This is a genomic window from Pseudomonas sp. B21-053, from assembly GCF_026016365.1.
Taxonomy (GTDB): Bacteria; Pseudomonadota; Gammaproteobacteria; order Pseudomonadales; family Pseudomonadaceae; genus Aquipseudomonas; species Aquipseudomonas nunensis.
On the sequence record NZ_CP087205.1, the window covers coordinates 1,987,562 to 2,013,122 of the forward strand.

The 25,561-nt window shown below is 59.7% G+C and carries 22 protein-coding genes and 1 pseudogene; 5 read left to right on the forward strand and 18 right to left on the reverse strand.

Features of this window, described 5'->3' with window-relative positions:
- The first annotated feature begins 242 nt into the window (after nt 1-242).
- Nucleotides 243-567, forward strand: a pseudogene (locus LOY68_RS09125) (hypothetical protein).
- Nucleotides 568-705: 138 nt separating this feature from the next.
- Here the strand turns inward: LOY68_RS09125 and LOY68_RS09130 are convergent.
- Together LOY68_RS09130 and LOY68_RS09135 are read right to left on the reverse strand one after the other, a co-directional pair.
- Complete coding sequence (locus LOY68_RS09130; protein ID WP_163909149.1) at nt 706-2,496, reverse strand: bifunctional diguanylate cyclase/phosphodiesterase; 1,791 nt, start codon at nt 2,494-2,496, stop codon at nt 706-708.
- Between the two features lie 135 nt (nt 2,497-2,631).
- Nucleotides 2,632-4,713 carry a carboxy terminal-processing peptidase gene (locus tag LOY68_RS09135; RefSeq protein WP_177332725.1) on the reverse strand — a complete coding sequence of 694 codons (2,082 nt, stop codon included), beginning with the start codon at nt 4,711-4,713 and terminating at the stop codon, nt 2,632-2,634.
- Nucleotides 4,714-4,853: 140 nt separating this feature from the next.
- On the opposite strand from LOY68_RS09135, the gene LOY68_RS09140 reads away from it, so the two are divergent.
- Entirely contained in the window at nt 4,854-5,816 is a 963-nt protein-coding gene (locus LOY68_RS09140) for a zinc-binding dehydrogenase (RefSeq protein ID WP_265044225.1), read from the forward strand.
- A 153-nt stretch (nt 5,817-5,969) separates the two neighbouring features.
- Here the strand turns inward: LOY68_RS09140 and LOY68_RS09145 are convergent, their stop codons facing one another.
- From LOY68_RS09145 to LOY68_RS09170, 6 genes are all read right to left on the reverse strand, one after another.
- Nucleotides 5,970-6,623: an HAD family hydrolase gene (locus LOY68_RS09145; RefSeq protein ID WP_054049585.1), complete on the reverse strand. Its 654-nt coding sequence runs from the start codon at nt 6,621-6,623 to the stop codon at nt 5,970-5,972.
- A 34-nt stretch (nt 6,624-6,657) separates the two neighbouring features.
- Complete coding sequence (locus tag LOY68_RS09150) at nt 6,658-7,647, reverse strand: ABC transporter ATP-binding protein (RefSeq protein WP_265044226.1); 990 nt, start codon at nt 7,645-7,647, stop codon at nt 6,658-6,660.
- Nucleotides 7,644-8,444, reverse strand: coding sequence for an ABC transporter permease (locus tag LOY68_RS09155; protein WP_054049589.1), 801 nt, complete (start codon nt 8,442-8,444; stop codon nt 7,644-7,646). Before LOY68_RS09155 ends, LOY68_RS09150 begins: the two co-directional genes overlap by 4 nt.
- On the reverse strand, nt 8,431-9,276 hold the full coding sequence (locus tag LOY68_RS09160) for an ABC transporter permease (RefSeq protein ID WP_054049591.1): 846 nt from the start codon (nt 9,274-9,276) through the stop codon (nt 8,431-8,433). The genes LOY68_RS09155 and LOY68_RS09160 overlap by 14 nt, the downstream gene beginning before the upstream one ends.
- A complete protein-coding gene (locus LOY68_RS09165) occupies nt 9,273-10,079 on the reverse strand; it encodes an alkaline phosphatase family protein (protein WP_054615683.1) in 807 nt (268 codons plus the stop codon). Before LOY68_RS09165 ends, LOY68_RS09160 begins: the two co-directional genes overlap by 4 nt.
- Nucleotides 10,080-10,255: 176 nt before the next feature.
- Complete coding sequence (locus tag LOY68_RS09170; RefSeq protein WP_054049595.1) at nt 10,256-11,323, reverse strand: ABC transporter substrate-binding protein; 1,068 nt, start codon at nt 11,321-11,323, stop codon at nt 10,256-10,258.
- 360 nt (nt 11,324-11,683) lie between these two features.
- Between LOY68_RS09170 and LOY68_RS09175 the strand changes: the two genes are divergently transcribed.
- Nucleotides 11,684-12,397 (forward strand): UTRA domain-containing protein, encoded by a 714-nt coding sequence (locus tag LOY68_RS09175; protein ID WP_054049597.1) that lies wholly within the window; start codon nt 11,684-11,686, stop codon nt 12,395-12,397.
- A gap of 113 nt (nt 12,398-12,510) precedes the next feature.
- Here LOY68_RS09175 and LOY68_RS09180 read toward each other — a convergent pair whose 3' ends face one another.
- From LOY68_RS09180 to minC, 8 genes are all read right to left on the reverse strand, one after another.
- The gene (locus LOY68_RS09180; protein ID WP_163909156.1) at nt 12,511-14,673 is read right to left on the reverse strand and encodes a mechanosensitive ion channel family protein; all 2,163 of its coding nucleotides are present in this window, start codon (nt 14,671-14,673) and stop codon (nt 12,511-12,513) included.
- A gap of 77 nt (nt 14,674-14,750) precedes the next feature.
- Entirely contained in the window at nt 14,751-14,927 is a 177-nt protein-coding gene (locus LOY68_RS09185; RefSeq protein ID WP_177331444.1) for a hypothetical protein, read from the reverse strand.
- A gap of 237 nt (nt 14,928-15,164) precedes the next feature.
- Nucleotides 15,165-16,454: a M18 family aminopeptidase gene (locus LOY68_RS09190; protein ID WP_163909157.1), complete on the reverse strand. Its 1,290-nt coding sequence runs from the start codon at nt 16,452-16,454 to the stop codon at nt 15,165-15,167.
- A gap of 76 nt (nt 16,455-16,530) precedes the next feature.
- Nucleotides 16,531-17,634, reverse strand: coding sequence for a hypothetical protein (locus LOY68_RS09195; protein ID WP_163909158.1), 1,104 nt, complete (start codon nt 17,632-17,634; stop codon nt 16,531-16,533).
- A gap of 44 nt (nt 17,635-17,678) precedes the next feature.
- Complete coding sequence (locus LOY68_RS09200) at nt 17,679-18,314, reverse strand: RluA family pseudouridine synthase (RefSeq protein WP_054615679.1); 636 nt, start codon at nt 18,312-18,314, stop codon at nt 17,679-17,681.
- 183 nt (nt 18,315-18,497) lie between these two features.
- Nucleotides 18,498-18,752 (reverse strand): cell division topological specificity factor MinE, encoded by a 255-nt coding sequence (gene minE, locus LOY68_RS09205; RefSeq protein WP_007898843.1) that lies wholly within the window; start codon nt 18,750-18,752, stop codon nt 18,498-18,500.
- Nucleotides 18,752-19,564, reverse strand: coding sequence for a septum site-determining protein MinD (minD, locus tag LOY68_RS09210; RefSeq protein WP_054049606.1), 813 nt, complete (start codon nt 19,562-19,564; stop codon nt 18,752-18,754). The genes minE and minD overlap by 1 nt, the downstream gene beginning before the upstream one ends.
- A 201-nt stretch (nt 19,565-19,765) precedes the next feature.
- The gene (minC, locus tag LOY68_RS09215; protein WP_265044240.1) at nt 19,766-20,503 is read right to left on the reverse strand and encodes a septum site-determining protein MinC; all 738 of its coding nucleotides are present in this window, start codon (nt 20,501-20,503) and stop codon (nt 19,766-19,768) included.
- A gap of 118 nt (nt 20,504-20,621) precedes the next feature.
- Here minC and LOY68_RS09220 point away from each other — a divergent pair, with 118 nt between their 5' ends.
- Both LOY68_RS09220 and LOY68_RS09225 read left to right on the forward strand, forming a co-directional pair.
- Nucleotides 20,622-21,554 (forward strand): lipid A biosynthesis lauroyl acyltransferase, encoded by a 933-nt coding sequence (locus LOY68_RS09220; protein WP_054049608.1) that lies wholly within the window; start codon nt 20,622-20,624, stop codon nt 21,552-21,554.
- A gap of 35 nt (nt 21,555-21,589) precedes the next feature.
- Nucleotides 21,590-22,744, forward strand: coding sequence for a patatin-like phospholipase family protein (locus LOY68_RS09225; protein ID WP_163909159.1), 1,155 nt, complete (start codon nt 21,590-21,592; stop codon nt 22,742-22,744).
- 162 nt (nt 22,745-22,906) lie between these two features.
- On the opposite strand, the gene LOY68_RS09230 is transcribed toward LOY68_RS09225, so the two are convergent.
- Both LOY68_RS09230 and LOY68_RS09235 read right to left on the reverse strand, forming a co-directional pair.
- Nucleotides 22,907-23,692, reverse strand: a complete 786-nt coding sequence (locus LOY68_RS09230; protein ID WP_265044243.1) for an outer membrane protein OmpK — start codon at nt 23,690-23,692, stop codon at nt 22,907-22,909.
- A 498-nt stretch (nt 23,693-24,190) separates the two neighbouring features.
- On the reverse strand, nt 24,191-25,549 hold the full coding sequence (locus tag LOY68_RS09235; protein ID WP_265044244.1) for a nucleobase:cation symporter-2 family protein: 1,359 nt from the start codon (nt 25,547-25,549) through the stop codon (nt 24,191-24,193).
- Between the last annotated feature and the right edge of the window lie 12 nt (nt 25,550-25,561).

The following is a 25,561-nucleotide window of genomic DNA, read 5'->3' on the forward strand; positions in this document are numbered from 1 at the left end:
GTCGCTGAATGTTCAGTGACAGGGTGTAGGAACCCTTCAATCTCCCAAAGACGGCATCAGTGTCGACTTCTGATTTGCGGCTGCTGACTTGCATCCGTAAAATCCGTCGCGGCGGCTGTGCGCGGGCACGCTTCGGTGTGGTCGAGTGTCTCTGGGGCTCGATATTCCTACCCCGCGTATGGCTGCCACCCATGCCTGTAGGAAGGCATCTGGCAGCTCCTATTTTTCCTGGAGTTCTAAAAATGCCAACACTACATCCCGATCCACCCTACGAAAAACCAACGCCCCACCCCAAAAGCCGTTTCATGGCGCTCACCAGCAATTGCGACGACATGCCTACCTTGTTCGTCGATACCCATGCGCCGCTTGATGTTTTGTATGACGGCTAACTATCGAATTCGCGCGGTAACTCAGGTGCTGGAGAACATGTCCATGCGTGGGTCGATTGAGTGTGAGTCCTTCATCCTCAGTGACTTTGCGTTGCTGTGTGCCATTCCGTTGCGGGATGGGTGTGATGTGTTGGGTGTTTTGGGGCGGCGGTTGCGAGCTATGCCTTCGGCGGAATAGTTTTACAGGTCTTGGGTGTTTGATCTGGCGTCTTCGCGGGCAAGCCTCGCTCCTACAGGGTTTTGTGTTGGTTGCAAAAATTGGGCATTACGCTAAACCCCGTAGGAGCGAGGCTTGCCCGCGAATGCGTTAGGTCGATCACCGCTGTCCCATCAGCAGTTCATCCTCTCGCCCAGGCACCGCAAGGCTATCAATCACATGCACGCTATACCCCGGCACATTCTTCGCGTGGTGTTTGGCTTGTGACGCCATCTCTGCCAATTGACTCGCATCGAGTTGTCCACAGGCTTCGGGATGGAGGTGCACCACGCCGATGGACAGTGAAAGCAGTGGGAATTCCTGTCTTACGCCCTGGCGATTCGGCGCGATGAAGCACCCAGCCTCAAGATGTTCAGCGCGATAGAACCGACGACACTGGCTATGAAAATCATCCAGCAACTGGTTCAAACGTTTGCGCCAATCCTCCGGCCCGAGCACCAGCAAAAAGTCATCCCCGCCGATATGTCCGACGAAGTCGCGGGAAGGGTCTACGCGATCATTCAGACACTGCGCCAGACACAGTAGGACTTCGTCCCCACGGCCATATCCGTAGATGTCGTTGAAGGGTTTGAAGCTGTCGATGTCGACGTAGCAGATCACCGATTCCCGCGCTTGTTGCAGCAGGCGGGTCAGGCATTGTTGGATCGGTACGTTGCCGGGTAGCAGGGTGAGCGGGTTGGCGTAGCGGGCTTGTTGGATTTTGAGTTCGGTGATCAGTTTGAGTACGTCGATGACGCGGCCGAGGCCGAGGTAGCTGCCGTTGAGGGTGATGATGAAGTCTTCTTCGATGCGTTGTCGGGCGCGGCTGGTGATGAGGCGGCTGACTTGTTGCAGGGATTGGCTCATTTCGACGGCGAGGAAGTCGTCGTTCATCAGTCGGCTGATGGGTTTGCGGGCGAAGAGGTCGGTGGCAAAGGGCTTGAGCAGGGCGTCGGAGAGCGAGTGGCGGTGGACGATGCCACACGGCTGGCCTTGTTCGTCGAGCACCGCCAGTGAGTTCAGGTTGGCTTGGCGGCGGAAGGCTTCGAGTACGGTCGCGGTCGGGGTGTTGCGGGCGACGGCGGGTTGGTCGTTGAGCAGGGCGCTGAGGTCGCTGCCTTCGTCGTTCAGCGCCACCACGGTGCTTTCCTGTTTGGGCATCAGTGCCCGTGCATCCCGTGGCGGATGTTCCTGGGGGCGGCAGAGCAGATAGCCTTGCACCAGGTCGACGCCCATTTCCGTCAGTATCGCGAGTTCTTCCGGCAACTCGATGCCTTCGGCGATCACTAGCGCGCGGGAGGCCTTGGCGATTTGCAGGATCGAGCCGACGAATTCGCGTTTGAGCGCGTCCTGGTGGATGCCGTCGATGAAGTGCCGGTCAATTTTGACGTAGTCCGGCCGCAGCTCGGACCACAGCCGCAAACTCGAATAACCGGCGCCGAGATCGTCCAGTGCAATCGAAAACCCCATCGCCCGGTAGTGATGCAGGGCGTTTTGCAGGAGTTGGAAATCATCGGTCGGGGTTTGTTCGGTGAGTTCGATCACCACCTGACTTGGCGGGATGCCGAAGTCCTGTAGCAGTTGCAGGGTGCGGCCCGGTTGGTGCGAGGTTTCGAGCAGGGATTCCGGCGACACGTTGAGGAACAACTTGCCCGGCAGTTGCTGTTCATTAAATCGGCGGCAGGCGCTTTGGCGGCAGGCGATTTCCAGCTCACTGAGGCGCCCGGCCTGACGGGCCACGGCGAACAAGGCGATGGGGGAGTGCAGTGGGCTGTTGGAGGGGCCACGGCTGAGGGCTTCGTAGCCGACGATTCGTCGTTCAGAGAGGGAGATGATTGGCTGGAACAGACTGTGCAAACCGCTTTGAGCCAGTATTGAACTCAAGGCACTCAGCTGTTCGGTCGTGGTCATGGCGTTCTCTGGCGATAAAAAAAGGACTGGGAGCGGACTCTTGATTCAAGAGGCGCTCCCAGTCCTGTATTTCACGACAGAATGATGACTGTTTGATGACGCTCCGGAGAGCGTCAGCATTAAATTGCCATCATCTTAGTGCTTGGCTACCTGGTTACTCAGTTTCAGGTAATCCAGCAACACCCGCCCGGTTTCGCTCAGGTAGGCATCGTCTTCCGGTTTGATTTTGTCCGGCTCGGCCGCGATCGCATCTTCGTCTTCTTTCTTCAGCTCTTTGAGCGGTTCTTCGCCCTTGGCTTTGCGACGGATGTTTTCCATGACCAGTTGCTTGGCTTCGATGTCGGCATGTTGCTTGCGACGATCGGCTTCGTTGAGGCTGACGGTTTTTTCTTCCATCAGCTTCTGGGCCAGAGCCAGCTTGTCGCGGATGAACACGAACTCCGCGTCTTTGGCCGAACGTACGTCATGCTCGGATTTGAGCTCGGCGATGTACGGCTTGAACGGGTCGGTCGCCGGTTTGATCGAGGCCTTGATGGTGTCCCACGGCATGGCTTCCGGCAGGGCGCTCTCGCCGATTTCCTTGGTGTCGATGATCGACGGGAAATCCACATCCGGCAGTACGCCCTGATGCTGGGTGCTCTGGCCGGAAACCCGGTAGAACTTGGCCAGTGTCAGTTTCAGTTCGCCATGGTTCAGCGGCTGAATGGTCTGCACGGTGCCTTTACCGAAGGTCTGGCCGCCGATGATCAGTGCACGGTGATAGTCCTGCATGGCGCCGGCGAAGATCTCCGAAGCCGAGGCGGACAAGCGGTTGACCAGCAACGCCATCGGGCCTTTGTAGAACGCGCCCGGGTTTTCATCTTCCAGCACATCGACCCGGCCGTCGGCGTTACGCACGAGTACGGTCGGACCTTTGTCGATGAACAGACTGGTCAGCTCGGTGGCTTCCTGCAAGGAACCGCCGCCGTTGTTACGCAAGTCGATGACTACGCCGTCAACTTTGTCTTTCTGCAACTCGGTCAGCAGTTTCTTGACGTCGCGAGTGGTGCTCTTGTAGTCCGGATCGCCAGCACGGAATGCCTTGAAGTCCAGGTAGAAGGCCGGGATCTCGATGACGCCGAGCTTGTAGTCCTTGCCGTCCTGTTTCAGGTTGAGGACCGACTTTTTCACAGCCTGATCTTCAAGCTTCACCGCTTCACGGGTGATCGGCACGATTTTGCTGGTCTGGTCGTTTGGCGCATTGCTGGCCGGAATCACTTCCAGGCGCACCACGGTGCCTTTCGGCCCACGGATCAGCTTGACCACTTCGTCCAGGCGCCAGCCGACCACGTCGACCATCTCTTTGTTGGCCTGGGCCACGCCGATGATCTTGTCGGCCGGGGCTACCATTTTGGTCTTGTCGGCCGGGCCGGCAGGCACCAGACGCACGACTTTCACTTGGTCGTTATCGCTCTGCAACACGGCGCCGATGCCCTCGAGGGACAGGCTCATGTTGATGTCGAAGTTTTCCGCGTTATCCGGCGACAGATAGTTGGTGTGCGGGTCGTAGGACATGGCGAAGGTGTTGATGTACGCCTGGAAGATGTCTTCCGGACGGGTCTGGTCCAGACGCGACAACTGATTCTTGTAGCGCTTGGTCAGGGTTTCCTGGATCTGCTTGGAATCCTTGCCGGCGATCTTCATCCGCAAGACTTCGTCCTTGACGCGTTTGCGCCACAGGTCGTCGAGCTCGGCGGTGGACTTGAGCCACGGGGCATCCTTGCGATCGATCAGCAAGGTTTCCTTGGCGGTGAAGTCGATCTTGTCGACGCCTTTGTTCAGCTCTGCAAGGGCGAAGTCCAGACGCGCTTTGACGCGGTCCAGGTAGCGCTTGTAGATGGTGAACCCGGCGTTCAGGTCGCCGCTTTTGAGGAAGTCGTCAAACTGGGTTTTCCACTTGTCGAATTCGGCAATGTCGCTGGCCATGAAGTAGCTGCGCGATGGATCCAGCAGCTTGAGGTAGCTGTCGTAGATGATCACGGAGCGCGCATCATCGAGCGGCGGCTTGCTGTAGTGGTGGCGCTTGAGCAGCTCGACGACGTTCAGGCTGGCGATAACTTCGTCACGATCAGGCTGAAGGTTGTCCCAGCTATTGGCTGCAAACGAATTGCTCGACATCGGCAAAAGGCCGATACCAATAAATAGGGCTAGGGCGGTGCTGGGAAACAGTTGCTTCATGCTGATTCGACGCGGGGACAATTGATCACGCATATTAGGCCGTCTTTGAAGTCGCCGGTTCCACAAAGGGCCGGTCACATAATGCAAGAAAGCCCGGCGCTACCGCTACGGGCTCAGTCCAGACTCACTATGGAGGCACTGTGAAAGCATTGCAAGGCGTTGACGGTCAAGTGGAGTGGGTTGAAGAGCCGAGTCCAACCTGTGATGTAGGACAAGTTCGCATCCGAGTGGCGGCGGCGGGTCTCAATCGCGCTGATTTGTTACAGAAGGCAGGCCTTTATCCGCCCCCGCCGGGAGCCAGTCAGGTGCTCGGTCTAGAGTGTTCGGGGGTGATCAGCGAGGTCGGCGCGGGCTCGTCCTGGCAGCTGGGAGACAGGGTTTGCGCCTTGCTGGCCGGGGGCGGGATGGCCGAAGAAGTGGTTGTCGACGGACGGCATGTGCTGCCGGTGCCTGAAGGTTTGTCGTTGGCCGAGGCGGCAGCGTTGCCCGAAGTGTATGCGACTGTTTGGTTAAATTTATTTCATCTGGCCGGCCTCAAACCCGGTGAGAAAGTTCTGCTGCACGCCGGGGCAAGTGGAATCGGTTCAGCCGCCATTCAGTTGTGCAAGGCGTTCGGCAACCCGTGCTGGGTGAGCGTCGGGTCTGCCGAGCGTTTGGCCTACTGCGAAGCTCTGGGAGCCCAGGGCGGGGTGGTGCGCACCGGGGGTCTGGAGAGCTTGAGCGATCTGGGGCCGTTCGATGTGATCCTGGATCCGGTGGGCGGCAATTACGCTGCGCTGAATCTCAAGTTGACGGCGCTGGATGGTCGCTGGGTGCTGATCGGTCTGATGGGCGGCCGCGAGGCGAAGCTGGATCTGGCGCAGGTGTTGGGCAAGCGTGTGCAACTGCTGGGCTCGACGTTGCGCAGCCGTGACGATCAGTTCAAGGCAGATGTGTTCAGTGATCTGAGCCAGCATGTGTGGCCGTTGTTTGCAGAAGGGCGGTTGAAGCCGCAATTGGCCAAGACGTTCAAGATCAAGGATGCCGAAGCGGCGTTTGCGGAGTTGGCGAGCAATACTGTGGCAGGGAAGTTGGTGTTGGTGATCGACGAAAGTCTGGTTTGAGGCTTTAAACGCATCGCGAGCAAGCTCGCTCCCACAGGTTCAGCGCGATTCCTGTGGGAGCGGGCTTGCTCGCGAAGGCGGTGTGTCAGTCAACATTGATAGCGACTGACACGGCCTCTTCGCGAGCAAGCCCGCTCCCACATGGGTTATGTGTTACTTCCAGAGATGGATCGGCCAGCCGGCCTTCTGGGCGTGTTCCAGCAACACTGGATCCGGGTTCACCACGTGCGGGAAATCCACTTTCAGCAACAACGGCAAGTCGTTGCGTGAGTCGGAATAAAAGCTCGCGCCTTCAAGGTTTTCCTCTTCCGCATCCAGCCATTCCAGCAATCGGGTGATTTTGCCTTCGCGGTAGGTCAGGGTGCCGACCGTGTGCCCGCTGTAAACCCCATGCGCCACTTCCAGTTCGATGCCGAGGATCTCGTCGATCCCCAGGCGATCGGCAATCGGCCGCACCAGGTGCGTGCCCGACGCCGAGATCACCAGAATTCGATCCCCAGCCTTGCGATGGGCGGCGATGGTTTTGGTGGCGTCGCTGAAAATAATCGGCTCAATGAAATCTTCCACCCACGGGCCGACCAGGTGATCGACCTCTTCCGGCGTGCGCCCGATCATCGGCTCCAGGCTGAAGGTCATGTAGTCCTCCATGCGCAGTTTGCCGTGGCTATAGGCGTCCATCAGTTCGTTGTTCTGCCGCATGAACGATTCGGGATCGACCCAGCCCAGCCGGCCCATCTGTTCGCTCCAGAGGGTGGCGCAGTCGCCGTGGATCAGGGTTTCGTCCAGATCAAAAATTGCCAGGGCCATCAGTGCAGTTCTCTCTTCAACATCAGCAAAGGCATCAGGCTACCTCACACAGGGCCGTCGGATCGATGGAAAGCGCCAGGCGCTGACCATCGGGGTGCAGATCGGCCGCCGAGCGGTTGAGCACATCCACCACCAATTCCACACCACGGGCCTCGACCCGGTAGCGAATCACGTTGCCCAACAGGCTGTGGCTGCGGATCTGCGCGTCGAGTTCGCCGTTGAGGCTCAGTTCGATGGCCTCCGGGCGAATCGCAATGCGGTGGTTGATCGGCCGTTGCAGCAGCTTCGAGGCGGCATCGGCGTCCAGCAGGTTGTAGTTGCCGATGAAACCGGCAGCGAACACATCCACCGGCGCGGTGTAGAGAGTTTCGGCATCGCCGCTTTGTACGATCTTTCCCTGATTCATCAGGAAAATGCGGTCAGACATGGTCAGGGCTTCTTCCTGATCGTGTGTGACGAAGATCGTGGTCAGGCCGAGTTCGCGCTGGATCGCACGGATCTGTTCGCGCAGGTGCTTGCGAATCCGAGCGTCCAGGGCCGACAGCGGTTCATCCAGTAGCAACAAGCGTGGGCGGGTGACCAGCGAGCGGGCCAGGGCCACGCGCTGGCATTGACCGCCGGACATTTGATGCGGATAGCGGCCGGCGAAGTCGTTCAGCTCCACCAGTTTCAACACTTCGGCGACGCGCTTCTGGCTGTCGTCGGCGTTGACCTTCTGCATGCGCAAGCCGAAGGCGACGTTCTGCTCCACGGTCATGTTCGGGAACAGTGCGTAGCTCTGGAACACCATGCCGATCCCGCGTTTCTGCGGGCTCAATGGCACGATGTCGACGCCATCCAGCAGGATCTTGCCGCCATCCACCGAAGTCAGCCCGGCGATGCAGCGCAGCAGCGTGGACTTGCCGCAACCGGACGGGCCGAGGAGGGTGACGAATTCGCCCTTCTGGATTTCGCAGTTGATGTCGCTGAACACCGTGGTGCCTGCGTAGTTTTTTTGCAGGTGTTGGACGCTGACATAGCTCATTCGCTTTTGTCCTTGTTCAAGATATTGGCCGCCCAGGTCAGAACCAGCACAAAGAAGAAGTAGGAAATCACCAGCGCACTGGTGAAATGGCCGCTGCTGTTACGCATGTTGTTGAGGTAGACCTGCAGGGTTTCGTAGCGCGTGCCGACCAGGATGTTGGCGAACACGAACTCGCCGAACAGGAACGAGAACGACAGCAGCAACGCCACCATCAAGCCTTTGCGCAAGTTCGGCAGCACCACCAGGAACGCCGCTTGAAAGGTGCTGGCACCGAGCAGTTGGGCGGCGTCCATCAGGTCGCGCAGGTTGATCGCTTGCAGGTTGTTGGTGATCGCCCGGTACATGAACGGCAGCGCCACGGTGAAGTAGCAACCGATCAGGATCCAAGGCGTGCCGACCATTGCAAACGGCCCGGAACCGTAGAGTTGCAGCAGCCCCACCGACGACACCACCGGCGGCACCGCGAAAGGCAGCAGGATCAGGATGTTCATCAAGGCGTCGAGTTTCGGGAAGTGGTAATGCACCACAAACAGCAGCGGCAGAATCAGCACCACCGACAGAATCAGCGCGCCGACACACACCAGCAACGACTGTCCGAATGCATGCAGGAAGCGCGGATCGCTCCACAGTTGCACGTACCATTTGAAGGTGAAGCCGCTGGGCAGAATCGTCGCCGACCAACTGCTGGCGATCGAGTAGATCAGCGTCCCGGCCAGCGGCAGCAACAGGATGGCGAACAGCAAATACACCACGACCCGGTGGTAGACACCGACAGGCCCTAATTCAGCGCGAGACATGGTAGCTCCTCTTCAACAGCAGCTGATGCACGATGGTCACCAAGGTCATCAACGCCACCAGCACCACGGCCAGCGCACTGGCCAGGTTCGGATCGAGGGAAATATCGCCGGAGACCATCGCCGCGATGCGGATCGGCAGCACGTTGAAGTTGCCGGTGGTCAGGGCATACACCGTGGCGTAGGCGCCGAGGGCGTTGGCCAGCAGGATCACGAAGGTGCCGAGCAGCGCCGGGGTCAACACCGGCAAACCGATGTGGCGCCAGAACTGCCAGCCGTTGGCGCCGAGCAGTTCGGCGGACTCACGCCAGTCTTCACGCAATGCATCGAAGGCCGGGTAGAGCAGCAGCACGCCCAAAGGAATCTGGAAGTAGGTGTAAAGAATGATCAGCCCGGTTTTCGAGTACAGGTTGAAGTCCTGAATAATCCCGGCCTGTTTCAGCATGATCGTGAAGCTGCCGTTGAAGCCCAGCAGAATGATGAAGGCGAAGGCCAACGGCACGCCGGCAAAGTTGCTGGTCATGTTGGCGAACGCATTCACGAAGTTGCGCAGTTTCGAGTCGACCCGGCGCAGGGAATAGGCGCCCAGCACCGCGATGATGATCCCGAACACGCTGGACCAGAAACTGATCTCGAGGCTGTACTGGATCGCCTGCAAGTAGAACTTCGAACTGAAGATCTTGGTGAAGTTTTCGACGCCCCAACCGAACTCTTCGGATTGCAGGCTGTTGATCATCACCCAGACCAGCGGGGCGATTTCGAACACGATAAAGAACAGTGCGAAGGGCACCAGGCATAAGGCTGCCAGCCATTTGCCGCGAGAGATGGAATTCACTTGAGCAGCTCCCGGCACACAGGTTTGTCGTGGGCCACACCCAGCAGTTCGCAGACGGTGCCGCAGATTTCGGTCTGTTTCGGCGTGGCGCCGGCGTTGAAGCTGAAGGCGTCGCCGAGGACGAACAGCGGCACTTCGCGTTCTTCCGGAAGCAGGCCGTTATGCGAGCGGTCGTTGTTCATGCCGTGGTCGGCGGTCACCAGCACCTGGTAGCCGGCATCGAGCCAGCCTTGCAGGTAATCCGCGAGGTAGATGTCGGCGAAGCGCGCGCTGTTGCGGTATTGCGGGGTGTCGAGGCCGTGCTTGTGCCCGGCGTCGTCGATGTTCATGGGGTGGATCAACAGAAAGTTTGGTGCATGCCGCAGGCGCAGGTTTTCCGCGTCGGCGAACAGGTGCGAATCGGGGTAGTGATCGCTCCAGTAGAAGTGCCCGTGCTGGATCGGCAATGTCGGGTCGTTGGTGTGGCGATCCCGGGCCGCCACGAACGGCGAACGGTTGTACAACTCGCTGACCCAGTGATAAGCCGCGGCGGCGGTGGTGAGGCCGGCGTCGGTGGCGTAGTGGTAGATGCTGCGCTGGTTGGACAGGCGCGAGACGCCGTTGTGGACGATGCCACTGTCGATCGGCGCAACACCGGTCAGGATGCATTCATACAGCGGTCGGGACAGGGCCGGCAGTTCGCATTCCAGTTTGTAGAGCGCCGCGCGTCCTGCGCCAACGTAAGCCTGCAGGTGCCCCATGGCGTGGCGCGCGACCTCGTAGTTGAGACCGTCGAGCACGACAAGGATGACGTTGTGCTTCATAGGGGCGATGACTCCGCAAAACAGTAATTCGAAATTCACTCGGCCCACTGTGGGAGCGAGCCTGCTCGCGAAGGCGGTATACCAGTCAACACATATGTTGAATGTAAGTCCGCTTTCGCGAGCAGGCTCGCTCCCACAGGGATCTCCATTAGCCCGTCAATTGAAGGGCTACCGCATCACTTCATTTCGACGATGACTTCTTCGTTCCACTTCTGCGGCAGGGCTTTGGAAGTTTTTTCCCACGCATCCGCGTCCTTGATCGGGGTCACGCCTTTGTACTGCTCGTTCGGCAGCAGCTTGGCTTTGACTTCGGCCGGCAGTTGCAGGTGTTCGGCGCGGATTGGACGGGCGTTGCCGCGCGCCAGGTTGATCTGGCCGGCGTCGCTGAAGATGTATTCGCGGGTCAGCTTGGCGGCGTTCGGGTTCTTCGCGTATTTGTTGATGATGGTGGTGTAGCCGGAAATCACCGAGCCGTCGGACGGGATCAGCACGATGTAGTCATCCGGGTTGGCCATCTTGGCTTTGTAGCTCAGGCCGTTGAAGTCCCAGACCACGCCGACTTCGATCTCGCCTTTTTCCATGGTGGCGATGGTCGGGTTGGCCATCGACAGACGACCTTGCTTGGCGATGTCTGCGAACAGCAGCAGGGCAGGTTGCAGGTTCTTCTCGTCGCCACCGTTGGCCAGCGCTGCAGCCAGTACACCGTTGGCGGCCTGGGCGGCGGTGCTCACGTCACCGATGGAGACTTTGTATTTGCCGGTCTTGAGGTCAGCCCATTTGGTCGGTGCTTCGGAACCGTGCAGCAGCTTCTTGTTGACGATAAATGCGATGGTGCCGGTGTAGGCCAACGCCCAGTTGCCGTCCTTGTCCTTGGCCCAGTCCGGGACCTGTGCCCAGGTGCTTGGCTTGTACGGTTGCACCACGCCTTGCTTGACCGCGATCGGGCCGAAGGCGGCACCGACGTCGCCGATGTCGGCACTGGCGTTGTCTTTTTCAGCGGCGAACTTGGCGATTTCCTGGGCCGAGCTCATGTCGGTGTCGATGTGTTTCAGGCCGTAGTTCTTGGCCAGGTCATCCCAGGTGCCTTTCCAGTTGGCCCAGTCATCGGGCATGCCGACGCTGTTGACGGCGCCTTCCGCTTTCGCAGCGGCTTCCAAAGTTTTCAAATCCGTATCAGCAGCCATGGCGGCGGTGCACATGGCAATGGTCGAGCCTAACAGTGATGCCAGGAAAAGCTGTTTCATCCGAAGCTCCTTTGGGCGTTTTCAACGCTGCGATTGCGGTTGTGTTGGTCTAGGTCAGCAATACCTGAGCCAATTTAAGGGGGCTGCATGACACTTTCATGTCGATCGTCGCCGAACAGGACTTTTATTTGCCCGGAATTGGCGGGTGCCCGGTAAGCGTAGACCATGGTTAAACGCCCGCAGGGCAAGGGACTTGGCCGATGTATTGCAAGGTTTGCAGGCAGATTCGGGATGACCGTTTGGCAGCTGTCATCTCTCAGTCATCTGCACTGCCTAGGCTTGCAGAATGTTGGATAAGCGGGTTTTACCGTGCGGTTCTGCCCCGAAACAGTGCTGGTCTAGTCCAGATAGGTAACGTTGATGCGCGACGAGGCAACAAAAGCGGTGACAGCGATTGGCCAGGTGCTGCAAGAGCAGCTCGACCACGGCTTGTTGGCGGCGGGCAGCAAGTTGCCGGCCGAGCGCAAGCTCAGTGAGTTGTTCGGTACCACGCGGATTACTGTGCGTGAGGCGCTGTTGCAGTTGGAAGCACAGGGGCAGATTTATCGCGAGGAGCGCCGTGGCTGGTTCGTCTCGCCGCCGCGCCTGGCCTACAACTTGATGCAGCGCAGCCACTTTCACGCGATGGTCAGTGCCCAGGGGCGAGTGCCTTCTACGGAAGTGATTTCCGCGCGCCTGCAACCGGCGTCGGCGGCGGTGTGTGCGTGGTTGCAGTTGCCGGCGTTGTCGAGCGTGATCCAGATATGCCGGGCCCGGCGCATCGATGGGCGACTGGTGTTGTATGTAGAGCACTATCTGAATCCGCAGTTTTTCCCGGGGATTCTGGACTTTGATTTGAATCAGTCGATTACCGAGCTGTACGCGCGGCACTACGATTTGCACTACGGGCGGGTGCGCTTCGAGATCGTGCCGACGTCGTTGTCGGTGGATGCGGCGGCGGCTTTACGGGTGTCGGTGGGGAGCCCGGGGTTGCGGATTGCCCGGGTTAACTACGATCAGCATGAGCGGCTGATCGATTGTGATCTGGAGTTTTGGCGGCATGATGCGATTCATGTGGGGGTGGATGTGGTTTGACTGGCCGGGCTTATCTGCTCGACCGTGTCGACCCCTTCGCGAGCAGGCTCGCTCCCACATTTGAAATGCATTCCCCTGTGGGAGCGAGCCTGCTCGCGAAGAGGCCCGCCCAGTCACTCCTGTTCTTTCTGAGGGCCGCCACCCGCCGTCACCACCTGAATACTCATCCTTGGCGTCGCCAGATCCAGCCCCGCCTCATCCAGATGCCGCTTCAGCGACAAGTTGAACGCCCGCGACACTTCCCATTGCTTGATCGGCGCGGTCTTGAACCGGGCGCGCAGGATCGCGCTGCCAGACTCGAAACTCTCCACACCCTGAATCTCCAGCGGCGACCAGATGTTGCGCCGTTGCAGCGGATCGGTGCGCATCTTCTGGCCGACTTCGCGCATCAGTTTGATCGCGTCGTCGATTTCCATGTTGTAGGGCACCGCCACCCGAAAGATCGCGTAGCCGAATTCCCGGGAGTAGTTCTTGATGCTTTTGATTTCGCTGAACGGAATGGTGTGGACGATGCCGTCGATGTCCCGCAGGCGCACGGTACGAATGGTCAGGCCTTCGACGGTGCCGAGGTGGCCGCCGACGTCCACGTAGTCGTCGATGGCCAGGGAGTCTTCGATGATGATGAACAAGCCAGTGATCAAGTCGGCAACCAGCGACTGCGCGCCGAAACCGATGGCCAGGCCGATCACACCGGCCCCCGCCAGCAGTGGCGTGACGTTCATACCCATGTTCGCCAGCGCGACGATCAGCGCAATGATGAAGATCGCCACGAACAGCACGTTGCGGATCAGCGGCATCATCGTCTGCGCCCGGGCATTCGCCAGGCCTTTGCGCGAGCGAGTGAGGGCGTGGTGCACGGCGGTGTCGCTGAGGATCCAGATCAGCCAGGCGAAAATCAGCGTGCCGGCGAGGCTGAACAACTTGACGCTGACTTCATGCCCTTCGCCTTCGGTGAAGGCAATCAGCGACATGCCCCAGACCCGCAGGCCGAGTTCGATGAATACCAGCCACACAAACAGATGGGCGAGGGTGTAGCAGAAGCTTTTCAGGCGATCCGAATACAGCGCGTGGCGCTTCACCCCGCGCTGCGGTTTGAGCGAGTGGCGGCGCACCAATCCGTTGATGACCATGCACAACACCAGCAGCACGGTGCAGATCAGCGACTGGCGCAACGCGGTGCTGGTATCGCCCGCCGAAATGAACGTGGCGAACAGCGAAATGCACACCAGCACCAGCGCCGGCACGTACCAGAAGGTACCGAGGATATCGATGGTGTCGCTCAGGGCACGGCGGGTCAGGCGCCGGGACAAGGGCTGGTTGCGGATCAAATGCGCGATCGGCCGGCGGAAACGCAGGATGAACAACCCGGTGGACAGCGCCGCCAGCACATTGGCGATGGTCGCGGCGGTGTGCGCGAGATGGCTGCCGAGGCTGGCCACCAGGCGCGGATCGCTCAGCGCTTCACCGAACGCCGCGAAGCTGCCGATCAGCCACAGCGGCCGGAAGGCCTGGTGGCGCAGGATGTACAAGGCGCGATGGCGGTGCGGCCCGTCGAGCACAGAGAATGCAATCACGCAGATCGCCGAGAAGCAGGTGCCGACCACCAGCGCATAGGCCAGCACCATCGCCAGGCTTTTGCCCAGGGACGAGGGCAGCGCGTAGGTCATGTAGACCGTCATCACCAGTGCAATCAGCCACGGCCCGAGTTTGCGCAAGGCGAAACGCAGCATGTCGAGGGCCTTGGGGTGTTGCGGCAGTTCTTCGGTCAAGCCGAAGCGCATGCGCACCCGATGGCTGACCCAGATCAGCGCGGCGGCGAGCAGGCTCCAGACCATCAGGATCATGGCGAAGGCAAAGATGATCGGCAGCCATTCACTGGCCGGCAGCATCAGTGCTGACAGCTCTTCCTTGGCCAGATCGAACTCGTCGGACCAGCGCGTGATCGGGCTGTCGACCCCGGAAAACTGCTTTTCGAAACTGGCCAGGGTGCCGCCGATCAGGCCGAGTACGCCTTCTTCGGAGGCCGGTTGAGCCTTTTTGGTGACGTCGCGCAGTTTCTTCAGGTCGGCCAGCAACTTGGTGCGCTGCTGGTCGTTTTCCAGGGACTTGATGACTTCGTCGAGGGATTGCCCCAGGGGTTCCTGGGCTTCGGGCTGGGTTTTCGCCGAGTTATTCAGCAGCCCCGGCAAACTGACCGCCTGGGCAGGCGCCATCGGCAGCAGCGTCATGAGGCAGACAAGGAGGAAATACGGCAGGGCGAAAAGACGAGCGAACACTAGGCGGTCAACCTCGGGAAGAGCGGATCGGCCGAGTGTACGAGCCCGTCAAAATCAATGCGAGCGGGCGCGCGGATTTATTCGTTGAGTTTGGCCAGGATCTTGTAAACAACCGTGGCAAGGATCAACAGCATGCCGAGCCACATGGCGAAGACGCCGGCATTCTTGTCACGGAAGTTAAAGCCGATGGCCAACATGATCATCCCGGTGAGAATGGGGATCAGCATGGCGTGGAACGAAGACATCGAGATCATGGGTGACTGCCTTGTCGGAATGGATAATCAAATTGTAGGAGATGGTATGAACTTGTAGGAGCTTGTAGGAGCTGTGTAGGAGCTGTCGAGTGAAACGAGGCTGCGATCTTTTGACTTTGCTTTTTTAGAAACAAGATCAAAAGATCGCAGCCTCGTTTCACTCGACAGCTCCTACCAGCTCCTACCAGCCCTACCAGCCCTACCAGCTCCTACCAGTCCTATCAGCCCCTACAGCGGTTACGGCAACTCGCGGCAGGCGTAGAACGCGCTCAGCACTTTGACCAGGTGTGCCAGGTCGTGGCTGCCGCACAGTTCGCGGATCGAGTGCATGGCGAAGGTCGGCAGGCCGATGTCCACGGTGCGCACGCCCAGGTGACTGGCGGTGATCGGGCCGATGGTCGAGCCGCAGCCCATGTCGCTGCGCACCACGAAGCTCTGCACCGGCACTTCTTCGGCCATGCACAGATGACGGAAGAACCCGGCGGTTTCGCTGTTGGTGGCGTAGCGCTGGTTGCTGTTGACCTTGATCACCGGGCCGGCGTTGAGTTTCGGGCCGTGGTTGGCATCGTGCTTTTCAGCGTAGTTCGGGTGCACGCCGTGGGCGTTGTCCGCCGAGACCAGCAGGGATTTCTGAATGGTGCGTACGAATTCATCACCTTCAGGCAGCACGCGACGCAACGTCTGTTCAAGCATCGGGCCGTCAGCACCGCACGCTGAGCAGGAACCGACTTCTTCATGGTCGTTGGCCACGAACACGCAGGTTTCGTCGGTTTCGGTGGTCAGCAACGCTTGCAGACCGGCGTAGCACGACAGCAGGTTGTCCAGGCGCGCGCCGGCGATGAAATCGCCATGCAAGCCGATGACCGCCGCACTTTGGGTGTCGTAGAAGCTCAGCTCGTAGTCGAGCACCACGTCGGCGTTGAGGCCGTGTTCGCGGGCGAGCTGGTCGGTGAGCACAGCACGGAAGTCCACGCGCTCGTCACCGGCAAATTGCGCGAGGATCGGCGGCAATTCAGTCTGGGCGTTGATCGCCCAGCCCATGTTGGCTTCACGGTTGAGGTGAATCGCCAGATTGGGAATGGTGGCGATCGGCGCCTTGAAGTCGATCAACTGGCTCTCGACCTTGCCGTCGCGGCGGAAGGTCACGCGGCCGGCCAGGGACAAGTCGCGGTCGAACCACGGCGCCAGCAACGCACCGCCATAGACTTCGACACCCAGTTGCCAGAAGCCCTGGCGTTGCAGTTCCGGTTGCGGCTTGACCCGCAGGCACGGGCTGTCGGTGTGGGCGCCGACCAGGCGGATGCCACCGTGCAGGGGCGAATGACGGCCCATCTTGAATGCGACAATTGATGAGTCGTTACGGGTGACGTAGTAACGACCGCTGCTTTCGATGGTCCACGGCTCGCGCTCGTCGAGACGCGAAAAACCCGCCGCTTCCAGGCGCTGAACAAGGCTGGCAGTGGCATGAAACGGGGTAGGGGAGGCCTTGAGGAAGTCGATCAGGCCTTGGTTCAACTCTTCGCGCATAAGAAACTCCAGACAGCAATGGGCGGCAGTTTAACGTATTGGCCTGGGGCTTTGGGCACGACATGTGCCGCCGGTATCAACCGGCGGCCGCGACGCGTTTTTTCAGGTACTGCATGATCACCCGTTCATCTTCGGGTTTTTCCGGTTTGGGCAGTTGCTCCGGCCAGAGACTGCGGGTGCTCAGCAGCTTTTTCTGACGGCTCTGGTCCCAACGCAGAATCTCCCGTGTGGCGCATTCCCACCATTCATGACGGCAGGCCGAATAGTACGGGCCCTCGGGTGCGGCGCTGCCATACAACAGGTCACGCCCGACCTTGCGCAGGGCGCCGCTCTGGTTGCGCAACTTCCATTTGATTTTCAGCCGTTGCCACGACGATGGGAACGGTTTGATCCGTGGCACATCGCGGCACAGCTCGATCAGCTCAAGGTTGAACTGTTCGCCATGCCGATCGAAGAAATAAGCCAGCATCGCGTGGAAGAAACGCTTCTCCGCGAAGTAGTGATAAATGTACTTTTTCGCTTCCCCTACGGGTTTGCCGTGCATGGCGAACGACAACGCAATCTGTTCGATGGTGTGGATATCGAAACCGTCCCGGGTCCATTCGTCGATCAACCGGATGGATTCGTCGAGGAGGGGGCCATCGCGCTGGGTCACGCCGCACAAACCGCTGTTGTACAGCTTGAAGCCGTTGTCCGGGGTGACGCCGTGGGCGTCCAGGCACTTACCGAGTTTCTGATATTCGGGGCGCTCGCAGACGTATTGCCAGTCGTACTCGAAGCGATCCATCAGGTACTGGCCGGGCTTTATCTTGCGAAAGGCCCGGTTCGGGTCGCTGGTGAACAGCGTGTCGGTATCGACGAACAGGGTCTTTTCCGCGAGCTTCAGGCCGGCTGCAATGGCGCAGGCCTTGCGCCGATGGAGGTAGCCGTTTTCGCCCTGCCAGCGGGTCAGGATGTCCTGGCTCAGGAACACGGTTTCTACCGGCCAGCCGGCATAGTCCTGAGGGCGATCCGTAAGAATCCGGATGCGTGGGAATTTCGCATTTTTCACGTGGGACAGTGCGGTCAGGATGCTGAACTTGGCTTCGCGCCGGTAAACATCCTGATCGCCGTAGATCAGGTAAAGCAGTTGGTGACGGGTTTTTTTGACGGGTGTTTCAAGAAAATCGCTAAAACTCATCCGGATGGGGATCCTTTTAAAGCGGGCAACTGCTCAGGCAGCGCTTAAAACGGGGCCGGACATTCGAAGCGCAAGCGTTCGCCGGTTTGAGGATGGGTGAAACTTAACATGCTGGCGTGCAAGCACAGGCGTGGCCAGGCCGCCAGGGCTTGTTCGTGGGCGTACAGCCCGTCGCCCAGCAGCGGATGACCGATGGACAGCATGTGCACGCGTAACTGATGGGAGCGGCCGGTGATCGGCGTCAGTTCCACGCGGCACCAGTCGCCGCAACGTTCCAGCACGCGCCAGAAGGTCAGGGCGTTCTTGCCGAATTCGTGGTCCACCACATGGCGTGGCTTGGTCGGCGGATCGTAGCGCAGGGGCAAGTCGATACTGCCGCTGTCCAGTTCCGGCTGACCCCAGCACAGGGCGGTGTAGGCCTTTTCGGTTTCGCGGTCGTGAAATTGCCGAGACAGTTCGCGATGGGTATCCGGGTCACGGGCCAACAGGATGATGCCGGAGGTTTCCCAGTCCAGCCGATGGACGATTCGCGCTTCCGGGTAACCGTTTTCCTGCAGACGGGTAATCAGGCAGTCCTTGTTGTCATCGGCCCGGCCAGGGACGGAGAGCAACAGGGTCGGTTTGTTCACCACCAGGACGGCGTCGTCTTGATGGAGGATATGGACATTGGACAACGGCATTAAAACAGCCTCGTAACAAACGCCAACGGCGGCTCAGAACCCAGCGCCCCCTGTAGGAGCGAGGCTTGCCCGCGAATCGCGTCAACTCGGTGTGTCAAATACACCGAGTTGCCTGGGTTCGCGAGCAAGCTTCGCTCCTACACGGGGCGCAGGCCTGAGCCGCCGTGGCTCCCGCTGGATCGACTAGCGATCTGGCAGGGTGATATTGAGTTCCAGAATCGAGCAGCTACCCTGGTTTTCCAGGGCGACGTGCACGTCATCGGACCCGATATTGACGTACTTGCGGATCACTTCCACCAGTTCCTTCTGCAAGGCTGGCAGGTAGTCCGGGGTACTGCGCTGGCCGCGTTCATGCGCCACGATGATCTGTAGACGCTCTTTCGCTACCGACGCGGTACTAACCTTTTTACTGGCACGAAAGAAGTCAAAAAGATTCATTATTTACCTCCAAACAGGCGCTCGAAGAAGCCCTTCTTCGTCACATCGAGGAAACGATGTTCCTTTTCTTTGCCAAGGAGGCGGTCGACCGCATCGCCGTATGCCTGACCGGCATCGCTCTGGTCGTCGAGAATTACAGGCACGCCCGAGTTGGAGGCTTTCAGCACCGCCTGGGACTCCGGAATGACGCCCAGCAGGGTCACGGCCAGAATCTCTTTCACGTCTTCAACGCCGAGCATTTCGCCGTCGCTGACGCGTTGCGGGTTGTAGCGGGTCAACAGCAGGTGTTCCTTGATCGGGTCTTCACCGCGTTCGGCGCGACGCGACTTGCTGGCCAGCAGGCCCAGCATGCGGTCCGAGTCACGTACCGAGGACACTTCCGGGTTGGTCACGATAATCGCTTCATCAGCGAAGTACATGGCCAGGTGAGCACCTTTCTCGATGCCGGCCGGGGAGTCGCAGACCACGAAGTCGAAATCTTCTTTCAACGCCATCAGGACTTTTTCCACGCCTTCGACGGTCAGCGCGTCTTTATCGCGCGTCTGACTGGCGGCCAGTACGTAGAGGTTTTCCAGGCGCTTGTCTTTGATCAGGGCTTGTTGCAGGTTGGCTTCGCCGTTGACCACATTGACGAAGTCATACACCACGCGGCGCTCGCAACCCATGATCAGGTCGAGGTTACGCAAACCGACGTCGAAGTCGACGATAACTGTTTTGTGACCGCGCAGTGCGAGGCCGGTACCGATAGCGGCGCTGGTGGTGGTCTTACCCACACCACCCTTGCCGGATGTAACCACGAGAATCTTGGCCAAGGTGTTTCACCCCTAAGGAAAAAGGACTTTTAGCCCCTGAAAAACATCTCTTGAAAAACTACTGCAGTCGGACAGCCTTGGCTGGAATCCGGTCCTGGGCGGCGCGTACCTTCGGTAAACACTGCTTTCGGCCTTTTTCCTACTTCGTTTGAGCCGTTTTCGCTACGTTTTAGAGATGCTTGGAAAATGCGGCAGTATCCGTTAAAGCCGAATGATGTTCAACACGTCGCCCGACAGGCTGACTTGTACGCCCGAGCCCCACAACGGATCGCGTCGCAGGTCCTCGGAAACCTTGTAATGGCCGGCGATGGACAGCAGTTCAGCGCTCATTTGCTGACAGAAAATCCGGGCTTTCCAGTCGCCTTTGACCCCGGCCAGTGCACGACCGCGCATCGGGCCGTATACATGGATGTTCCCATCGGCGAGAAGTTCCGCCCCCGGACTGACCGAGGAAATCACTACCAAATCGCCACCCTGGGCATAGATCTGCTGGCCACCACGTACTGGCGACGTGATGATCTTCGTCGGTTTGACGGTTGGCTCCGGTGGTTTTTCCGGTTTTTTCACCACCACGCCTTCGTTCGGGTCCAGCGCACGCTCACGGGCGCCGGACGGCGGCAGCACCGGCAGGTCGACGGCGATGGCGGCGGCGATGTCTTCGATGCGGCTGGCACGGATCGCCAGGGTGCGCAGGCCGTGCTGACGGCAAACGCGCATCAGGCCCGGCAGATCAACGGCGCCTTCACTGGCCGGAAGTTTGTCCAGGGCCAGCACCAGCGGCGCATTGCTGAAGAAATTCGGCGCCTGGGCGACCTTGGCGGCCAATTGCCGATCGAGGGTCTCGAGGTCGTTGCGGGCCAGCTCCAGCACCGTAATGGCGAGCATGCTGCCCTTCAACTGGAACACGGGATCTTGGTCTAGCGGTTCGGTTTGGCTCATGGTCGGCATACAACGGCTTGTCACTAAAAGTGCCGAGACTTATAACGAGAACGCCCGCGAGCCGCAAGCCGGGTCGAACGATGTAGAATGCGCGGCCATTGTCTTTCCGGAACCTTTAATGGATCGCCCGCGTTTTCGTACAGCATTTCTTTCTCCGCGTTTCTGGCCGCTGTGGTGCGGGCTGGGGCTGTTGTGGCTGATTGTCCAGTTGCCGTATCCGGCATTGCTGTTTATCGGTCGTGTCCTGGGCTCGCTGATGTATCGAGTGGCCGGCGACCGACGGCGCATTGCCAAGCGCAATCTCGAACTGTGTTTTCCTGAAAAAACCGCTGCCGAGCGCAAGCGTCTGCTCAAGGAAAACTTCGCCTCCACCGGCATCGCTTTCTTCGAAATGGCCATGAGTTGGTGGTGGTCGCGCAAGCGTCTGGCCAAATTGGCGCATGTCGAAGGCCTGGAGCATCTGAAAAAAGCCCAGCGCGACGGCAAGGGCGTGATTCTGATGGCCCTGCATTTCACCACCCTGGAAATCGGCGCGGCGCTGCTCGGGCAGCAGCACACGATTGACGGCATGTACCGCGAACACAAAAACCCGTTGTTCGACTTTGTCCAGCGACGTGGCCGTGAGCGGCACAACCTTGACTCGTTGGCGGTGGAGCGCGACGACGTGCGCGGCATGCTCAAGTTACTGCGCGCCGGCCGGGCAATCTGGTATGCACCGGATCAGGACTACGGCGCCAAGCAAAGCATCTTCGTGCCGTTGTTCGGTATTCAGGCTGCGACAGTCACCGCTACCAGCAAATTCGCCCGTTTGGGCAAGGCGCTGGTGGTGCCGTTCACCCAGGAACGATTGGCGGACGGCAGCGGTTATCGGCTGGTGATTCACGCGCCACTGGATAACTTCCCCGGCGAGACCGACGAGGCGGATTGCATTCGCATCAACCAGTGGGTCGAAGGCGCCTTGCGCGAATGCCCGGAGCAATACCTCTGGGCCCATCGGCGCTTCAAGAGCCGTCCGCCGGGCGAGCCCAAGTTGTACGCAAAACGCGGTTGAACCAGCGATCCCTTTAGGCACCATGGAGTGTTGCGATGAGCCCAGCTGAACCGGTTACAGGGTTGATTCTTTCCGGCGGCGGGGCTCGGGCGGCGTATCAGGTGGGGGTGCTGGCGGCGATTGCCGAATTGCTGCCGGTGGGGGCGGACAATCCGTTTCCGGTGATTGTGGGCACCTCGGCCGGGGCGATCAACGCGGTCAGCCTCGCGAGTGGCGCGCTGGACTTCCGCAGTGCTATCGAACGCCTGACCGCGTTCTGGCAGGGTTTTCGCAGTCATCTGGTGCTGCGCAGCGACTGGCCGGGGGTGATCCATCAGGCCAGCCGCTTCGTCAGCCACAGTTTGCTCGGCATCGGCGCGCAAGTGCCGGTGGCGTTGCTCAACAGTTCGCCGCTGCGTGACCTGCTCAATGACAAACTGCAAATGCACGGCATCGCCGAGGCCATCGCGCAAAAGCAGTTGCAAGCGGTTGCGGTGACTGCGTTCGGTTACGAGTCCGGTCAGGCCGTCACTTTTTATCAGGGCGGCGGCACCATCGACGCCTGGTTGCGCCATCGCCGGATCGGCGTGCCGACCCAATTGACCGTTGACCACTTGCTCGCCAGTTCGGCGATTCCGCTGTTGTTCGCCCCGGTGAAAATCGGCGAGGAGTTTTTCGGCGATGGTGCGGTGCGTCAGTCGGCACCGATCAGCCCGGCGCTGCACTTGGGCGCGAGCAGGGTGCTGGTGGTGGGTGTCAGCGGCAATCCGCGCGGGGTCGACCCGGAACAACCGCTGCAACGTGCCTACACCGGCCAGCAGCCGACCTTGGCGCAGATCGGTGGGCACATGCTCAACAGCACGTTCATTGACAGCCTGGAAAGCGATATCGAGTTGTTGCAACGACTCAACCAGTTCAGCCACCTGATGCCGGACGGTACGCCGACCCGTGCGTTGGGCGTGGCGCCGGTAGAGGTGTTGGTGATTTCACCGAGCCAGCCAATCGACGAAATCGCCGCGCGACATCGCCAGGAATTGCCGGCGGCGCTGCGCCTGTTCCTGCGCGGACCGGGGGCGACCAAGACGAGTGGGGCGGGGGTGCTGAGTTATCTGCTGTTCGAGGCGGGGTATTGCAGCGAGTTGATTGATCTCGGGCGACGGGATGCGTTGGCCAAGCGGGATGAGTTGTGTCGGTTTCTTGGGTTGGTTTAAAGCAAAAGATCGCAGCCTTCGGCAGCTCCTACATTGGAATGCGATCCCTGTAGGAGCTGCCGAAGGCTGCGATCTTTTGATCTTGCCGCTGAAAAACAAAAGACCACAACCACTCCCCACCCCGGATGCGCACGTGGCGGACAGCAGCTGCGGTTCAGCTCATCAGAAGTGGAACTTCACCAGGAAGCTCGTGGTGTTCTGATTGGTGGTGAACGCACGGGTGTCGTCGATCCCGTACTTGTCTTTCCAGTAGTCGTATTCCACACCGACGTACAACTGCTTCTCGCCGAAATTCAGCGCCTTGCCCAAGTCGTATTTGACCTGTGGGTTGAAGTGCAGGTTGGCGTGGTAGTCGCCGTGGGAGTTGGAATCGTTGTCGACCACCCAGTCCATGAAACCGTCGATCAGGATGTTCGAGTCGCCCACCGGAATGGTGTAGGACCACACTGGAGTGATCTGCCAGACGTTGTCACCCGCACGCGGGCCTTCGGTGTGACGCTGGTAGAAGTTCAGCTGGAAGTAGTCGAAGCCAGGAATCGCCAGGTCGAAGCCAGGGCCGATCAGGTAGGACTCGGTATCGCCTTCACCGAACTCGTAAGTCATCGCCAGCAGGACGTCTTTGATCGGGCCGAACTCGATCTTCTGGTCGAGGACTTTGCCGAGGGAAATACGTGGGCTGAACTCACCGTAATAGGTGTTCGGGCCGACGTTGAAATCCTTGTCGCCGTTGTAGAAGATCTTGTCGACGAAGAAGAAGTTATCCCCGTACTTCCAGCCATCGGCGTGCTCGAAGGTGACGGTCTGCTGAATGTGCGGGTTGACCTTGAAGTCCTTGCCATACAGGTAGGTCAGGCTGTTGTTCTGCCATTGCAGCAGGTCGCCGGCCATTGCCTGGCCCCCGGCCAGCAAAGATCCCGCAAGCATCAGGCTGGTGCACGTACGTTTCATTCGGTTGCTCCCAAAAAGTAGGTGGTTCCACGTTTTTTTTCTTAGGTCGGCGCTCTGGTGTGGCGCCTTTTGTTGCTGCTGTAAAAATTCATCCAATCGGTCAGCTTTGATGCTGTTAGCAAGAGCTGAGCCAAGGCTTTCGAAAAGCAAAAAAACTCCCGTTCGGCTGTTCGAAAACAGTCGATTGAGAGCGATTCGGGGGTGCCTTGGTACTGGCCAGAGCCGGGATAAGTTGGCTTTTTGGTCAGGAATTAAATCCGGGCTTTTTTTTAGACCAGATTCGGGCGGTCGCGGAGAATACTGACTCCTTGGCCAGGTCTCAAGTGCCCCGCAACAGCGCACCGACGACAGGTTTGGGGCACGGTTAGCGGTAGTGGGCCTGGCGTCGTTGAACGACAGGCTTGAGAGAGTAGAAATCATCTGTTGCTTCCTCTTGTTTTTATTGTTGAGGCGCAGGCAGTTGCTGGCTGCCACAAGGCAGCCATGTCACAGGTTTGATCAATGCTGGTGAGCGTGGCAGTCGTTGATGGCTGCGCGTTCTCTACCGCCGAGAATGTTGAACAGCAGGTTCAACGCCAGCGCACTCAAGGTGGCCATGGCGATGCCGCTGTGGGTGATCGGGCTCATCCACATCGGCAGGTGCGCGAAGAACTCCGGACGCACCACCGGGATCAGGCCCATGCCGATGCTCACCGCCACCAGCAACTGGTTGCGACGGTCACCGATGTCGGCTTCTTGCAGGATCTTGATCCCGGTGGCAGCGACCATGCCGAACATCGCAATCGCCGCACCACCGAGTACCGCCGGCGGAATCGACGCCACCAGGAACGCGGCTTTCGGCAGCAGGCTCAGCACCACCAGCAAGCCACCGGCGACGATGGTCACTGAGCGGCAGCGCACGCCGGTCATCTGCACCAGGCCGATGTTTTGCGCGAAGGAGGAGTGGGTGAAGGTGTTGAAGAAACCGGCGAAGAACGAGGCGGCGGCATCACACAGCAGACCACGACGCAGCATGCGCGGGCAGACTTCGCGGTCGGTGATTTTGCCGAGGGCGAGGAACATCCCGGTGGACTCGACGAAGATGATCACCACCACCAGGCACATGGAAAGAATCGGCGCGAGTTCAAACTTCGGCATGCCGAAATGCAGCGGGGTGACGATCTGCAGCCACGGCGCCTGCGCCATGCCGCTGAGGTCGACCATGCCGATCAGCCCGCAGACGACGTAGCCCAGGCACATGCCGATCAGCACGGAAATGTTGACCCAGAAACCGCGCATGAAGCGATGGACCAACAGAATGGTGGCCAGCACCAGCGCGGCGATGGCCAGGTAGATCGGGGAACCGAATTGCGTCGCGCCAGCACCGCCGCCGGCCCAGTTCACGGCGACGGGGAACAGCGACAAACCGATCGAGGTGATGACCGTGCCGGTCACCAGCGGCGGGAAGAAGCGCACGACTTTGGACATGAACGGCGCGATCAGCATGCCGAAGAATCCGGCGGCGATGGTTGCGCCGAAGATCCCTTGCAGGCCGATACCCGGCATGCCGGCCATGGCCACCATGCTGCCGACCGCGGCGAAACTCGCGCCCATCATCACTGGCATTCGAATGCCCATCGGGCCGATGCCCAGAGACTGCACGATGGTGGCGATACCGGCGACGAGCAGGTCGGCGTTGATCAGGAAGGCGATTTCTTCACGATTCAGGCCAGCGGCCTGTCCGATGATCAGCGGCACCGCGATGGCGCCACCGTACATCAGCAGAACATGTTGCAGACCGACCAGGATCAGTTGCAAAAGGGGCAAACGCTGAATGGCGGGTGCGTCGGGGATGCGCGCTTCGGATAGCTCGGACATGCAACACCTCGG

Bases quoted from the DNA above. Each gene is read 5' to 3' on its own strand.
- LOY68_RS09130 (WP_163909149.1), bottom strand. From the start codon at position 2,496: ATGACCACGACCGAACAGCTGAGTGCCTTGAGTTCAATACTGGCTCAA.
- LOY68_RS09135 (WP_177332725.1), bottom strand. From the start codon at position 4,713: ATGAAGCAACTGTTTCCCAGCACCGCCCTAGCCCTATTTATTGGTATC.
- LOY68_RS09145 (WP_054049585.1), bottom strand. From the start codon at position 6,623: ATGGCCCTGGCAATTTTTGATCTGGACGAAACCCTGATCCACGGCGAC.
- LOY68_RS09150 (WP_265044226.1), bottom strand. From the start codon at position 7,647: ATGAGCTATGTCAGCGTCCAACACCTGCAAAAAAACTACGCAGGCACC.
- LOY68_RS09155 (WP_054049589.1), bottom strand. From the start codon at position 8,444: ATGTCTCGCGCTGAATTAGGGCCTGTCGGTGTCTACCACCGGGTCGTG.
- LOY68_RS09165 (WP_054615683.1), bottom strand. From the start codon at position 10,079: ATGAAGCACAACGTCATCCTTGTCGTGCTCGACGGTCTCAACTACGAG.
- LOY68_RS09170 (WP_054049595.1), bottom strand. From the start codon at position 11,323: ATGAAACAGCTTTTCCTGGCATCACTGTTAGGCTCGACCATTGCCATG.
- LOY68_RS09175 (WP_054049597.1), top strand. From the start codon at position 11,684: ATGCGCGACGAGGCAACAAAAGCGGTGACAGCGATTGGCCAGGTGCTG.
- LOY68_RS09185 (WP_177331444.1), bottom strand. From the start codon at position 14,927: ATGATCTCGATGTCTTCGTTCCACGCCATGCTGATCCCCATTCTCACC.
- LOY68_RS09190 (WP_163909157.1), bottom strand. From the start codon at position 16,454: ATGCGCGAAGAGTTGAACCAAGGCCTGATCGACTTCCTCAAGGCCTCC.
- LOY68_RS09195 (WP_163909158.1), bottom strand. From the start codon at position 17,634: ATGAGTTTTAGCGATTTTCTTGAAACACCCGTCAAAAAAACCCGTCAC.
- LOY68_RS09200 (WP_054615679.1), bottom strand. From the start codon at position 18,314: ATGCCGTTGTCCAATGTCCATATCCTCCATCAAGACGACGCCGTCCTG.
- minE (WP_007898843.1), bottom strand. From the start codon at position 18,752: ATGAATCTTTTTGACTTCTTTCGTGCCAGTAAAAAGGTTAGTACCGCG.
- minC (WP_265044240.1), bottom strand. From the start codon at position 20,503: ATGAGCCAAACCGAACCGCTAGACCAAGATCCCGTGTTCCAGTTGAAG.
- LOY68_RS09220 (WP_054049608.1), top strand. From the start codon at position 20,622: ATGGATCGCCCGCGTTTTCGTACAGCATTTCTTTCTCCGCGTTTCTGG.
- LOY68_RS09225 (WP_163909159.1), top strand. From the start codon at position 21,590: ATGAGCCCAGCTGAACCGGTTACAGGGTTGATTCTTTCCGGCGGCGGG.
- LOY68_RS09230 (WP_265044243.1), bottom strand. From the start codon at position 23,692: ATGAAACGTACGTGCACCAGCCTGATGCTTGCGGGATCTTTGCTGGCC.
- LOY68_RS09235 (WP_265044244.1), bottom strand. From the start codon at position 25,549: ATGTCCGAGCTATCCGAAGCGCGCATCCCCGACGCACCCGCCATTCAG.